Source organism: Vibrio chemaguriensis, from assembly GCF_012275705.1.
Classification (GTDB): Bacteria; Pseudomonadota; Gammaproteobacteria; order Enterobacterales; family Vibrionaceae; genus Vibrio; species Vibrio diabolicus.
Genome location: NZ_SHOE01000011.1, coordinates 92,498 through 105,440, shown reverse-complemented (window position 1 = coordinate 105,440; position 12,943 = coordinate 92,498). Strand labels below are relative to the sequence as shown.

11 protein-coding genes are annotated in these 12,943 nt (G+C 45.4%); 5 read left to right on the top strand and 6 right to left on the bottom strand.

What is annotated here, in order from left to right:
• Nucleotides 1-270 precede the first annotated feature (270 nt).
• The 3 genes from EX191_RS12410 to queF all read right to left on the bottom strand — a co-directional run bounded on the left by EX191_RS12410 (nucleotide 271) and on the right by queF (nucleotide 5,228).
• Nucleotides 271-1,836, bottom strand: coding sequence for a GGDEF domain-containing protein (locus tag EX191_RS12410; RefSeq protein ID WP_193447838.1), 1,566 nt, complete (start codon nucleotides 1,834-1,836; stop codon nucleotides 271-273).
• A gap of 98 nt (nucleotides 1,837-1,934) precedes the next feature.
• A complete protein-coding gene (locus EX191_RS12405; RefSeq protein ID WP_005391368.1) occupies nucleotides 1,935-4,217 on the bottom strand; it encodes a tetratricopeptide repeat protein in 2,283 nt (760 codons plus the stop codon).
• 165 nt (nucleotides 4,218-4,382) lie between these two features.
• Nucleotides 4,383-5,228: an NADPH-dependent 7-cyano-7-deazaguanine reductase QueF gene (gene queF, locus EX191_RS12400; RefSeq protein WP_005391365.1), complete on the bottom strand. Its 846-nt coding sequence runs from the start codon at nucleotides 5,226-5,228 to the stop codon at nucleotides 4,383-4,385.
• A 108-nt stretch (nucleotides 5,229-5,336) separates the two neighbouring features.
• Between queF and syd the strand changes: the two genes are divergently transcribed.
• Together syd and EX191_RS12390 are read left to right on the top strand one after the other, a co-directional pair.
• Complete coding sequence (syd, locus tag EX191_RS12395) at nucleotides 5,337-5,882, top strand: SecY-interacting protein (RefSeq protein ID WP_005391362.1); 546 nt, start codon at nucleotides 5,337-5,339, stop codon at nucleotides 5,880-5,882.
• Between the two features lie 2 nt (nucleotides 5,883-5,884).
• A complete protein-coding gene (locus tag EX191_RS12390) occupies nucleotides 5,885-6,661 on the top strand; it encodes a Zn-ribbon-containing protein (protein WP_193447837.1) in 777 nt (258 codons plus the stop codon).
• 110 nt (nucleotides 6,662-6,771) lie between these two features.
• Here the strand turns inward: EX191_RS12390 and EX191_RS12385 are convergent, their stop codons facing one another.
• From EX191_RS12385 to metN, 3 genes are read right to left on the bottom strand one after another with little or no spacing between them, the layout of a single operon-like run.
• Nucleotides 6,772-7,581 carry a MetQ/NlpA family lipoprotein gene (locus EX191_RS12385; RefSeq protein ID WP_005391357.1) on the bottom strand — a complete coding sequence of 270 codons (810 nt, stop codon included), beginning with the start codon at nucleotides 7,579-7,581 and terminating at the stop codon, nucleotides 6,772-6,774.
• A gap of 32 nt (nucleotides 7,582-7,613) precedes the next feature.
• The gene (locus EX191_RS12380; RefSeq protein WP_005391355.1) at nucleotides 7,614-8,291 is read right to left on the bottom strand and encodes a methionine ABC transporter permease; all 678 of its coding nucleotides are present in this window, start codon (nucleotides 8,289-8,291) and stop codon (nucleotides 7,614-7,616) included.
• Nucleotides 8,281-9,315: a methionine ABC transporter ATP-binding protein MetN gene (metN, locus tag EX191_RS12375; protein ID WP_047010146.1), complete on the bottom strand. Its 1,035-nt coding sequence runs from the start codon at nucleotides 9,313-9,315 to the stop codon at nucleotides 8,281-8,283. The genes EX191_RS12380 and metN overlap by 11 nt, the downstream gene beginning before the upstream one ends.
• A gap of 341 nt (nucleotides 9,316-9,656) precedes the next feature.
• On the opposite strand from metN, the gene gmhB reads away from it, so the two are divergent.
• The 3 genes from gmhB (at nucleotide 9,657) to treB (ending at nucleotide 12,860) form a co-directional block, all read left to right on the top strand.
• Entirely contained in the window at nucleotides 9,657-10,208 is a 552-nt protein-coding gene (gene gmhB, locus EX191_RS12370) for a D-glycero-beta-D-manno-heptose 1,7-bisphosphate 7-phosphatase (protein ID WP_048626100.1), read from the top strand.
• A 103-nt stretch (nucleotides 10,209-10,311) separates the two neighbouring features.
• On the top strand, nucleotides 10,312-11,259 hold the full coding sequence (treR, locus tag EX191_RS12365) for a trehalose operon repressor TreR (RefSeq protein ID WP_193447836.1): 948 nt from the start codon (nucleotides 10,312-10,314) through the stop codon (nucleotides 11,257-11,259).
• 176 nt (nucleotides 11,260-11,435) lie between these two features.
• Complete coding sequence (gene treB / locus EX191_RS12360) at nucleotides 11,436-12,860, top strand: PTS trehalose transporter subunit IIBC (RefSeq protein ID WP_193447835.1); 1,425 nt, start codon at nucleotides 11,436-11,438, stop codon at nucleotides 12,858-12,860.
• Nucleotides 12,861-12,943: the final 83 nt, after the last annotated feature.

Below are 12,943 nucleotides of genomic sequence, written 5' to 3'. Positions count from 1 at the left end.
TATTTTGAGGGAAAGTACCAACTCACCTTTTTGGGTTATACGTATGGTTTGATGAAAGGCAGTTGGCCGATTTGGTTTTATGGTTATTGACTCCCAAGCAACCTCAAGATGGTACATTCGCGTTCTGTAAATGCATCATCTTGAAGTGACTTGGGTTTTTACAGCTTAGCAGACTGAAAGGGAAGAAATGTGATAACTCGTTGAAAATGGGTGGTTATAAAGCGTAAATTGTGCCAATTCTGGTTTGTTTGTTCGCTTTTTGTACGAAATCTAGCTCCAGTTAAGCTGATTTGTTCCACGTTTTTTAGCGTCCGCAAGCATCTTGCCGAGTCGATCGAGTACATACTCTGGCGTATCGGACTCTTTAAAAGAGGTCGACACAGCCGCTAGAGTGATCATGATATTTTGCTCACGGAACTTAAATGGCAATTGGCTAATATCACGCTGGATATGTTTAATGAGATCCAGTGTGTATTCTTCAGATTGTTCTGGAACGAGTAAAATAAACTCTTCGCCACCAAAGCGAGCTACCGTTTCAGTTTCTGATACGCGTTTATTAATGGTGCGAGCGATGATCTTCAACGCTTTATCACCTGCCGTATAGCCATAGCTGTCATTCACCGCTTTGAAGTTATCAACGTCAAACAACACTACACGCAGGTTCTGTTGAGAGCGAATCCAACGGCGATACTCTAACTCTAGTCGATCATTAAATGCGGTGCGGTTATAGACTTTAGTCAGAGGGTCTAGCAACATGCGCTGAGCTTGGTCATCTAAGCGTCGACGATGATCTTGGGTGGTTTCAAACACGGCTTCGAGCTGGTTCTTACTGTAATTCAAACGCTCTTGCAGCGCTTGTTCTCGTTCTTCCGTCATTTTAAGTCGCTCTGTCAGCGACGCCATTTTCGCAAGTAACGGGGCGACTTCTTTTTTTACATCCGCTAGATCTTGAGCTTGGTCGAGGGATAGTTGACTCAATTCAACCAGACTGTTCATTTCTGTGTTGAGCTCTTGGCGGTGCTCAAAGTAGGTATGATGTTGGTCGACGTTCTGATGAATGGTTTTTAGGTTACTTGCGAGAGAAGTGTTCAGCTGATCAAGGAATTGGCTAGACGCTTCGCGCTCAAACTTGGTTGCTTCGACAACCAATTTCAGCGTTGAGAGCGTAAGCTCAATGAGAGACTCTGCACTCACGCCAAGAAGCAGCTTAGCCCGAATATCGAGCAATCGATCTCCCGTTTCTCCCTCAAAATCCAGCTCGGTGATGGTATGTTGTAGATCGCTGGCTAAGCACTCAAGTTGAGACTTATCAGGATTATTCTCAAACTCACTGAGATGCAAACGCGAGTTGGAAGTGATGATTTTCAGAGCGCGTTCGTAAATGCTCAGTAGCTTAGTGGCTTGATCGGCTTTATTACTGGCATGAGCTTCTGAGAAACTCATTAAGTTCCGTAGTTCACGTTTTAACTGCGCAGGTAAACCTGTGACACGTTGGAGTGTTTCACCACTGTGTTTGATTTGTTCGTCTAGGTAGCCGTTCTGTTTGTCCATCGTCTTCGACTGCTGTTTGAGCATTCTCTCTAATACCGCTAAACGTGGGATAAGAGTACTGATATCTTTTTGATGTTGCAGCTCTTGTTGGATTTCAAATAGGTAATTGGATACCTGGGTATTCGAACCCTGGCAAGCTGAAGACAATGATGCCACAACGCGTTTAAGAACTTGTTGTTCACGTTTGAATTTGAGTGAAGTATCACGATGTGTCAGTCTGAGTTGGTCAAGTTGACAACTCAGCTGATGAAGCTGCGACTGAATATCGGATTCCAAGATTCCCATGAAGTGACTACGGTTAAGTCCATGTACTACTGACAATTATCCGATAATAACAAAAAACGTTATAGCGTCATTAGTTATTATGTCTAACAGGCGTTTAATTATCCATTTTTTAATATTTTCTTGATGTCGTCCTCATTCTTGTAGGACGAATGGATCTTAATCAGGCCTTGGCTAATGGCATGCTGACAGGCGGTTCTTATGTTACCCGTTGCAAAGCTCGCGGCGGGTGCGTTATCGATGGCTTTCAAGAAAACCCAGTGGCTTTGCTTATCCTTCAAGCTGACTTCTCGCGCAATGTGAGTCGCAAGCAGCAACAGATCGAGTAATTCCTCATCGTTAATTGCAGTGTAGGCTCGTGGTAAGAACGGATAATCGCTGATACCCATGCGAATAATACGGTTGACGTTGTGCTGCTGAGCGAACTCATCCACCCAAGTCTGGAATTTCTCGAACATGACTTCGGCAGAAGCATCACGGTCAGCATTCGGTTCTATATAGAGTAGGTTTGCATCTGAGAAATGGTAAAGGCGCGACGGTTTTTCTATCTTTTCCGCTAGGAAGTCACCAAATGCGCGCTCCAGCTCCAAGCCCGCTTTATAACCGTTGTGGACGTACATGCTTCGTAGGAATGGCAAGTCGATCATGACAAAGCGCAGGCGATCGTTAAGTGGCTCGTGGATCAATTCGCCCATTTGCCATTGCTCGAAAGTTTCGCTCGACTTTTTCAATGAGCGAGACAGCTTAACGTTCAGCATACGCAAGTTACGCAAACGGGAACGAGAGTGAGTGAAGAGATCATTACGCAGTTTTTCGATTTCACTTGCTTGGCGCTGCATGATCACGCCGCGGCGCATAATGAACAAAAACATCACCAACACAGTAATAAACAATGCGAATGAGATTTTCTGGAATTTGCGGTGTTCCCTTTCCACTTGCTCAAGGCGTTCCGATTGACCAATATAGTGGATGGTTTGTTCAGCAAACTCTTTTTGTTGGCGGAATGCATCCTCACTGATTTGGTTGAGCTGTTTTTGCTCTAAACGCACAAGGTTGGTGTATTTCTTATAAGCCTGCAGAGAAAGTTGGTATTCGCCTGCCTGCTCGTAACCAAGCCCGAGTAAGCGGTAAGACTGCTGCTTAATGAAGTTGTTATTTTCAGGTGACTTTTCAGCAAGTGCTAACGCCAGCTTTGCATTGGTAATGACGTTTTTACTGTCGTTTTGATGATAAGCCAGGCCTGACTGAAGCAACGCTGCCTTTGCTTCAAGCTTAGGAATGTCAGTGTATTCTAAAAGCTCTTTAGAACGGTCTAGGTATTGTTCAGCTAGCGCGTAGTTATAGAGTTGTAGATAGGTAGCCGCCAAGCTTAAGCGAATCTTAATGATCCGATTAATGTTCTTACTGGTGCTTTCATGGTCCAGCACGTTGAAGTAGTGCACCAAGGCAAGGTTAAACTTGCCTTGGTAAAAATAAATGTCACCCATTTGCTCAAGGACATCCGCTAGGATGGGAGAGCTAGGGTATGAGTCATAGAAGTCTGCGGCTTGAGATAAGTATTCGATCGCTTTGTCGTAAACTCGGCGCTCTTGGAAGAGCCTCGCCAACAGGCGATTAACTTTTGCTAACCTTGCGCCACTGTCACTCTCAATAGATTGCCAATAACCGTAAAGCAGTTCCGACAAAGCCAAATTGTATTTCTTGCTATTCAGATAAAACTCGCCGACGGCTGTGTAATAGTCGATCAAGGCTAAGTCAGATCGGCTGTCTTCAAGCATAGTTTTGGCTTGAGAATACAAACTTTCCGCTTTAATCAGATCGCCACTATGTGAAGCGAGGAGCGCTCTTTGCATCACTAATCGATAGCGAACGCTGTCGGTACGTTGCAATACCGCATCAGCTTCATCGAGTTGCTGCTCAATTTGGTTAAGCGTGTCTTCCGCTTTTGAGTAGTTTTTGTCGTACATCCAAATCATTTGGTTGCGCATCAGCTGGAGATCTAAATCCATGTACGGCAATTGATATTCTTGCGCTAAGCGCTCGGCTTTGTTTAGGTGTTCGATAGCCGAACGAACGTTACCCATGGCGTAGTCTGCCTGAGCGATAATCTTGTGTGCTTCGATGGTGCTGCTCGGTGTGCGAACGCTACGATCGGTCTCGTCACGAGACATAGCAGAAGGGCTGTCACTCTCTTTGCGTTCCGTTAGCTCACGTTGTGACAAGTAGTTGGTTGCCGCTTGTTTTGCTTGTGATGGCTCTATTTCCGCCAATTGTTGTGCTTCGTTGAGTAACGCGGACGATAAAATGGTCGCATGAAGCGGCTGTACAAACAGCAAGCAAAGAAAGCCAATCAACTTGAATAGACGCGAACTGTCCCAAAACATCCTTTCGTTCCCTCGAACTGTTTTTAGATATGGCGGATAACGGTAAAAGACCTCAACAAGCCCCTTAAATGCAGGTTGAAGCCATTTGATATAGTAACATGCTTGGACAATAAAAACGTCCGGTAACCCTTTAGATTACCGAACTTATTTCTGTCACTAACGCGATTACTGACGAGCCATGCGGTGGTTGTGATCTGGCTTGTCTTGTTCCGTTGAGCGGTACGGGTTGATGTCCAAGCCACCACGGCGCGTGTAGCGGGCGAATACGGTCAGTTTGCTTGGTTGGCAGTATTTCATTAGATCAGTAAAAATACGCTCAACACACTGTTCGTGAAATTCGTTGTGCTCGCGGAAAGATACCAAGTAACGCAGTAATTTCTCGCGATCTATTTTTGCACCTTGGTAGCGAATTTCTACACTGCCCCAGTCAGGTTGGTTAGTGATCAAACAGTTTGATTTCAATAGGTGGCTATGTAGGATTTCTTCCACTTGCTCTTCACCTGCTGCGCCTTCAAGCAAATCGGCATCAAAATCGTAACTGGTGATGTCAATGTCTTGGTCATCAATGCATTCGCCTTCCATTGTCACAATAGGCTGATTGGTGTAGTGAGTAACCGGGTTCACCTCGACCAACACCTTTTCACCGGCACATTCAGATAGGTCTTGCGTTAAACGCTCTTCAACTTCTTCCCAGCTTGCAAAGCGGGTTTGGTTGTAGCTGTTTAAGTACAGTTTGAACGATTTCGACTCAATCAAGTTTGCACTGGTGGCTGGAATGTATACTTCGCCAACGGCCACTTGTGGTAAGCCTTTACTATTTAACCAAGAGAGCTCGTACAGCGTCCAAATGTCGTGGCCCATAAAAGGAAGGCTGTCGCCTAACTGAAGGTCATCTCGGTTTAGGCTACGAGGAACTGGTTGCAGCAAGCTTGGGTCGTATTGGTTCGCATACTCGGTCTTTTTACCTAGTGTTAGGCCAGCAAGCTCTTTAGCGTCAGAATATTTGCTCATACTTTGTGGTCGTTTTCGATTAGAATGGCGAGAATTTTACTGAATCCGCTGGTCAATTGCCATCCGGCAAACACGGCTATCTGATAAATAAGGAATGAGGAGACCTTCATGACCCAAAACGTTACTCAGGCGCTACAAGAGTTCAGCCTGCGCTACCAACAAGCTTGGCAAGCTAAATATAATGAGTTGCCAAGCAGTGAAGAGCTTGCAGATCTTGTTTCTCCTTGTGTCGAAGAGAAGCGTGATGGAAAGGTACTTTGGAAAGCGGTCGCACGTAATGAGATGGCCGATTTCACTAATGTGGAAAACGCCATTGAGTTGTCACTGCAAGATGATGTAAAAGCCTTTTATGGCTCTCAATACAGCGCCGATATGGAGGCAACTTGGCAAGGTAATTCGTTGACGCTGCTGCAAGTGTGGAGCGATGATGATTTTGTGCGCCTACAAGAAAATATTCTTGGTCATTTGGTGACGCAACGTCGCCTGAAACTTAAACCAACGGTATTTATCGCGGCGACAGATGAGGAAATGGATGTAATCTCTATTTGTAACCTCACTGGTAATGTGATTTTAGAGCGTTTAGGTACGTCTAAACGCGATGTGCTGGCGGATTCATTGGCTGAGTTCTTGAGCAAGTTAGAGGCCGCTGTCTAAATATGTACGTTGTTGAGTTGCAGTTTGAGTGTTTTGATAACACCACCGTCAGCGCGGTAGACAAAGCCATTAATGGCTTGATGGATGCGTTGCGTTACAACGGCCAAGTACTAGGCCGTGAATTCCCGATAGTGATGGGAGATGGCGAGTTTTATGTTCGTGTCGTTTGCCCAGAGCAAGACAGTTTGCATCCACGTTATCACTCAGATTTTGTCAAAGTGTGCATGAACCGTTTGTCAGACGCGTCTTTGCTTGCACCGAAAATGCGTATGCTTGGCCGTGATTTAAATTCAGAACAAGCGGCCGAAGAAGAGACACCTAGCTGGCAAGTGTTGTACACGACTTATGTTCATACGTGTTCGCCATTGCGCAGTGGGGAAACGTTGTTGCCGATTCCTTTGTACCGCAATGAGCCGACGCTAAATGGTGACCATAAAGCCGTCATCAAATGGCAGACAGAATGGCAAGCGTGCGATGAAATCCAAATGGCTGGCGGGTGCCGTGCAGAGTATGCGGCGCTGCACGAGATTTGCGATGTAGACAGCGTGTTGTTCCGCAGAGGTTGGGATTTGCGAGGTCGTATCGAATACATCACCAAGGTTCCAACATACTATTACCAGTATCGCGTGGGCGGTCAGTCGCTGGAGAGCGAGAAAGCGCGCAAGTGTCCAAAATGCGGTGGAGAGTGGCTACTCGATGAGCCACTACATGACATATTTCATTTTAAGTGTGATGACTGCCGAATCGTGTCGAATATCTCTTGGGACCACCTTAAGTAACTAAATGAGGTTACTTAAATGGTTAGATAGAGAAGTAAAAAGGGCTGATGTTTTCACATCAGCCCTTTTATGTTCAGACTATATTTTCAGTACGGTTTAGAAAAGTGGGATTACCAACCTTTCACTACGCCGCCTTTGAATAGCTCTTTTGCTGCTTCGTAAACTTCTTCCGTTTGATAAGCTTTTACGAAGTTTTGTACGTTTTGCGCATTAACATTTTCTTCGCGAGCAACAATTAGGTTTACGTATGGTGAGTCTTTATCTTCAACGAACACGCCGTCACGCTCTGGCGATAGGTCGATAGAGCTTGCGTAAGTGGTGTTGATGATAGATAGCGTTACGTCATCCAATGAACGTGGAAGTTGTGGCGCTTCTAACTCAATGATTTCGATATTTTTAGGGTTGCCTACGATGTCACGTACTGTAGCGAGTAGACCAACGCCATCACGTAACGTAATCAAACCTTGTTGCTCAAGAAGCAGTAGTGAGCGACCTAGGTTTGTTGGATCGTTTGGTACTGCGATGCGTGCGCCATCTTGGATTTCATCGATTGACTTCACTTGCTTAGAGTAACCAGCAATAGGGTAAACGAATGAGTTACCCGCGATAGCCAGTTTGTAGCCGCGGTCTTTCACTTGTTGGTCTAGGTATGGTTTATGTTGGAACGCATTCGCGTCTACTGAACCATCATCCAGAGCGGCATTTGGCGTTACGTAATCGGTAAATGTTACTAACTCAACGTCTAGGTTGTACTTTTCTTTTGCTACTTTAGCTGCCACTTCGGCAACTTGTGCTTCAGCACCAGCAATAACGCCAACTTTTACTTTATTTACGTCTACTTCTTTGTCGCCACAACCCGCTAGAACAAGAGCAGAAGCGGCTGTTGCTACAGTCAAAAGACCTTTAAGGCTAAATTTCATCTTTATCTCCTTATAATTTGTATTTTCAATGCTTATCTGTGGTCTACACGGCGCACCACTGCGTCACCGATAGACTGAATAATCTGTACTAGAACAATCAGCATCACGACAGTCACAGCCATGATAGTTACATCGTAGCGGTGGAAACCGTAACGGATGGCTACGTCGCCGAGGCCGCCGCCGCCTACCGTTCCCGCCATGGCCGAGTAGCTAACGAGAGTGACTAAGGTGATCGTTACTGAGTTAACAATAGTCGGCATTGCTTCAGGTAGTAGAACTTTTGTGATGATCTGTGTTGGTGTCGCCCCCATTGACTGCGCCGCTTCCACCAAGCCTGTTGGTACCTCTAACAAAGCACCTTCAATAAGACGGGCAACAAACGGAATGGCACCAATAGTCAGTGGGACGATTGCTGCGGTTGTACCGATAAAGGTTCCAACTAGCATTTTTGTCACTGGAATAATCGCAACCATCAGGACGAGGAATGGCACAGAACGACCAATGTTAACGACAGCGCCTAAGCTGCTATTTAGTTTGGTGTTTTCAAGTAGGCCGCCTTTCTTAGTAATATGGAGGATTACGCCTAATGGAATACCCACGGCAAAGCCGACTAATCCGGCAACCGCAACCATGTAAAGCGTTTCCCACGTTGCACCTAAAAGTAGCTTGCTGTTTAAACTCAGCCATTCAGAAATTGTATTAAAGGACATAACCAAGTACCTCTACTTTTACGTTGTGCTTACGCAGGTATTCCAGTGCTGCGTTGTCATCTTCTTCGTTACCAAATAGCTCTGCGACCATCATGCCGAATTTCACGCCGCCAGCGTAATCAAGATCGGAGCTCAAAATACTCACATCAATATTGTATTTACGAGAAATTTGCGACATTAGCGGTGCATCGACGGTTGCGCCGGTAAACTCTAAGCGAACTAATGGGTAGCTGCCTTCAACACGCTCTGCTTGCAGACGTGCTTGGTAATCTTCAGGAATGGATAGATCCAGCGTTGAGCGAATGAATTGGTGCGCCAGCTCCGTTTTAGGGTGCGCGAAAATATCGCCAACGGTGCCTTTCTCCACCAATTCACCACCACCGATGATCGCCACTTCGTGACAGATACTTTTTACCACTTCCATTTCGTGGGTGATCAGTAGAATCGTGATGTTGAGTTTGCGGTTGATCTCTTTCAATAGCTCAAGGATAGATTGAGTTGTTGCAGGATCCAGTGCGCTAGTGGCTTCGTCACACAGTAGTACGCTTGGATCGGATGCCAATGCGCGAGCAATAGCCACACGTTGTTTTTGACCGCCACTTAGGTTGGACGGATAGCTTTCGTGTTTGTCGGCTAAGCCAACAAGTTTTAATAACTCAGTGACTTTTGTTGTGATTTGCGATTTGTCTTTGCCTGCCAGTTCCAGTGGTAGCGCCACGTTATCAAACACAGTACGAGACGAGAGCAGATTAAAATGCTGGAAGATCATGCCGATGTTACGGCGCGTTTCGACCAACTGCTTTTTGCTGAGTTTTGTTAAATCAATGCCATCAACGATGATGGAGCCAGATGTTGGTGCTTCTAACATGTTTACGCAGCGGATCAGCGTACTTTTACCAGCACCAGATGAACCGATAACACCGAAGATGGTGCCCTTGGCGATGTGTAGGTTAATGTCTTTCAGGGCAAGGATTTCCTTACTGCCTTGGTAGAACACTTTATTAACGTTTTTTATTTCTATCATGTTTCAACCTGCCCAAAGATACGGGGAACTTCGCTGTCAAAAACGGCCTTTGACAGAACTTAATGTTGAGCTTTATCTCACTTCTCAGTTGATGCTATGGGTTAACCAGAATGAAGTCAATAGATATTTTTACGTCTAGACGTCTAAATGTATAGATGTTCTGTTTTGAAGAGAATGAGGAGTAAGTTACGAGGAGAAGATAAGTGGAGAGCCCACTCAGAATTACCGATTCTTGCCCAACAAATCAACTGTTTTGTCGAGGCCTAGAACGAATTAGATAGTGTTGAAGTTTATAAGGTATGTAATAATCTGATTAAACCGAGTTAATAGAGAAATATGTTTTGGCAAAACCTGCTGTTTTTATCGATCGTGATGGCGTGATAAACGTTGACCACGGCTACGTTCATGACGAACATGATTTTGAGTACATTGATGGTGTATTTGAAGCGACGAAAGCGCTGAAAGATCAAGGTTACCTCTTAGTGCTAGTGACGAATCAATCGGGCATCGCACGTGGTAAATTCAGTGAAGACCGTTTCTTGTCTCTGACTCAATGGATGGACTGGAACTTTGTTGATCATGGTGTTGAGTTTGATGGTATCTACTACTGTCCACATCACCCTGAACATGGCATTGGCGATTACAAGCAGGATTGTGATTGCCGCAAGCCTAAACCTGGTATGTTTATCTCTGCTCGCGACTTCTTGAAAATCGACATGGAAAAATCTGTGATGATTGGTGATAAAGCCGAAGACATGATGGCAGCAGAAGCCGCAGGCGTTGGCACCAAGATTTTGGTGCGCACAGGTAAGCCTGTTACTGAGCAAGGTGAAGCATTGGCAACGGTTGTGCTTGATAGTGTTGCTGACGTGCCTGCATATCTAAAGAAATAATCTGCACAATTCGCATATTTAAGGGAAGCGTTTGCTTCCCTTTTCTCTTATTACTGTTAAAGTTCAGTCACCTAAGCATTCATCCACTCTAGTTTGATCACTTATGAGCAAAAAACTCACTATTCTTGATATCGCGAAATTGGCAGGCGTTGGCAAATCAACAGTAAGCCGTGTGCTTACTAACGATCCAAAAGTGAAACCTCAAACGCGAGAGAAAGTAGAGCAAATCATTCGTGAATCTGGTTATGTACCGTCCAAATCTGCGCAATCAATGCGTGGCGGTAGCCAAAAAGTCATTGGTGTTATCATCTCCCGTCTGGACTCACCATCCGAAAATCGTGCTGTTGGTACAATGCTCAATGCATTGTATTCCGCTGGTTATGATGCGGTGATCATGGAGAGTCAGTTTGACCGAGACAAAACCAATGAGCACTTGAGTGTGCTTAAGCGTCGCAATGTGGATGGCGTGATTGTATTTGGGTTTACTGGATGCGATGAGCAAGCCTTAGCCGAGTGGGGCAATCGCATTGTGGTGATTGCGATGGATACCGATAACGTCTCTTCCATCAATTATGATAACCAAGGCGTGATAGACATGGCTTTGTCTCACCTTGAGCAGCAATCTTTATCTCGCATTGCTTATATTGGTGTTGATCCCGAAGATAAAACCACAGGCTTGGCTCGTTTAAATGCTTACAAAGCTTGGTGTCAGCGCAAGCAACTTACGCCTTGCTTCCAAACCGGTAAGCTTAGCCATGAAAGTGCTTATCAGCTGGTGGACCACGTTCTCAATGCAGACACGCAAGCCATTGTGTGTGCCAGCGATACCATTGCATTGGGCGTAATCAAGCGTCTTCAAGAGTTAGGTCGTGAAGACGTGGTCGTGACAGGCGTGGGTGGTAACGAGTTGCTTTCTTTCCTTTTCCCTAAAGTATTTAGTGTTGACCCGGGTTATACCCTTGCGGGTGAAAAGTCCGCTAAGATGCTGATTAATCAATTAAATGGCGATGAAGAAGTCGTTCATTTCACTCAACATCCTGTTTGCCGTTAACCCGTTCTAAAACGATCTGCTCTAAAATTATACTGTGATCATTCTCAATTAATGGGACTGTTCCCATTTTGTTTTTTGTCTTTGGGTGGCAATATTAAAATCAAGAAGTGGGAATGTTCCCATTTATAAAAATAAAATGATGAATCGAATGTATCCAATACAGGGTGGACAAAGTTATGAGTAAGATTGCGCGTAAAGACGTGGAGCGTCTTATTGAGCTGGTCGGGGGGCCGGACAATATTGCCAGTGTAAGCCACTGTTTAACTCGCTTGCGTTTTGTTCTAAATGATACCGACAAAGCGGACACGAAACAGTTAGAAGCCTTGCGTATGGTGAAAGGTTGTTTTACCAACGCAGGTCAATTCCAAGTCGTCATCGGCACTGAAGTTGATGAGGTTTACAAAGTACTGATCGAGCTAAGCGGTAAAAGTGAAGCGAGCAAAGACGAATCCAAGAACGCTGCTCGCCAAAACATGAATATCGTTGAGCGTGGTATTTCCCACCTTGCAGAAATCTTTGTACCACTGTTGCCTGCGATCATTACTGGTGGTTTGATTCTTGGTTTCCGTAATGTGATTGGCGACATCAAAATGTTTGATGGTCAAACCCTAACGGAAATCAGTCAGTTTTGGGCGACTGTTCACTCATTCCTATGGTTAATTGGTGAAGCGATTTTCTTCTTCCTACCCGTTGGTGTGTGTTGGTCGACCGTGAAAAAGCTCGGTGGTACACCGATTCTGGGTATCACGCTTGGTGTAACTTTGGTTTCGCCGCAGTTAATGAACGCCTACCTGATTGGTAAGCAAGTACCTGAAGTGTGGGACTTTGGGTTGTTTGCGATTGAGAAAGTCGGTTACCAAGCGCAGGTGATTCCCGCGATGTTAGCAGGTATCGCACTAGCGTTTATCGAAACACGCTTAAAACGCATCATTCCGTCTTACCTTTACCTAGTAGTAGTGCCGTTTGTTTCTATCATTGTGTCTGTGATTCTTGCGCACTCTATCATTGGCCCATTCGGTCGTATGTTGGGTGACGGCGTTGCTTTCGCAGCAAAAGCAGCTATGACGGGTGACTTCGCGATGATTGGTTCAACCATCTTCGGCTTCTTATACGCGCCACTTGTGATAACAGGTATCCACCACACAACCAACGCCGTTGACTTGCAGTTGATGCAAGAATTGGGTGGCACGCCGATTTGGCCTTTGATTGCACTATCGAACATTGCTCAAGCATCGGCAGTGGTTGGCATCATTATCATCAGTAAAAAGCAGGATGAGCGTGAAATCTCAGTGCCAGCAGCGATTTCTGCCTACCTTGGCGTAACAGAGCTGGCGATGTACGGCATCAACTTGAAATACAAGTTCCCAATGTTGAGTGCGATGATCGGTAGTGCATGTGCTGCTGCTATCTGTGGTAGTGCGGGCGTCATGGCGAACGGTATCGGTGTGGGCGGCTTGCCGGGCATCTTATCTATCCAGCCGCAGTTCTGGGGCATCTTTGCTCTGGCGATGTTGGTCGCGATGGTGGTACCCGCTGCATTAACGTTACTTCTTTATAAGCGTGCACAAGCGAAAGGTGAGCTTGAGGCGGCAAACGCGTAATTCAATTTGAGGCAGTGACTTGGCTGCCTCCTCCTATTTTTCTTTTCAAATTTTAAGTTTCCGATTACTGGTAAGTGAGTGTT

Excerpts from the sequence above, each read along its gene's own strand:
- syd (WP_005391362.1), top strand. The coding sequence starts at position 5,337 with ATGACCCAAAACGTTACTCAGGCGCTACAAGAGTTCAGCCTGCGCTAC.
- EX191_RS12385 (WP_005391357.1), bottom strand. The coding sequence starts at position 7,581 with ATGAAATTTAGCCTTAAAGGTCTTTTGACTGTAGCAACAGCCGCTTCT.
- EX191_RS12410 (WP_193447838.1), bottom strand. The coding sequence starts at position 1,836 with ATGGGAATCTTGGAATCCGATATTCAGTCGCAGCTTCATCAGCTGAGT.
- treB (WP_193447835.1), top strand. The coding sequence starts at position 11,436 with ATGAGTAAGATTGCGCGTAAAGACGTGGAGCGTCTTATTGAGCTGGTC.
- EX191_RS12380 (WP_005391355.1), bottom strand. The coding sequence starts at position 8,291 with ATGTCCTTTAATACAATTTCTGAATGGCTGAGTTTAAACAGCAAGCTA.
- treR (WP_193447836.1), top strand. The coding sequence starts at position 10,312 with ATGAGCAAAAAACTCACTATTCTTGATATCGCGAAATTGGCAGGCGTT.
- queF (WP_005391365.1), bottom strand. The coding sequence starts at position 5,228 with ATGAGCAAATATTCTGACGCTAAAGAGCTTGCTGGCCTAACACTAGGT.
- EX191_RS12405 (WP_005391368.1), bottom strand. The coding sequence starts at position 4,217 with ATGTTTTGGGACAGTTCGCGTCTATTCAAGTTGATTGGCTTTCTTTGC.
- metN (WP_047010146.1), bottom strand. The coding sequence starts at position 9,315 with ATGATAGAAATAAAAAACGTTAATAAAGTGTTCTACCAAGGCAGTAAG.
- EX191_RS12390 (WP_193447837.1), top strand. The coding sequence starts at position 5,885 with ATGTACGTTGTTGAGTTGCAGTTTGAGTGTTTTGATAACACCACCGTC.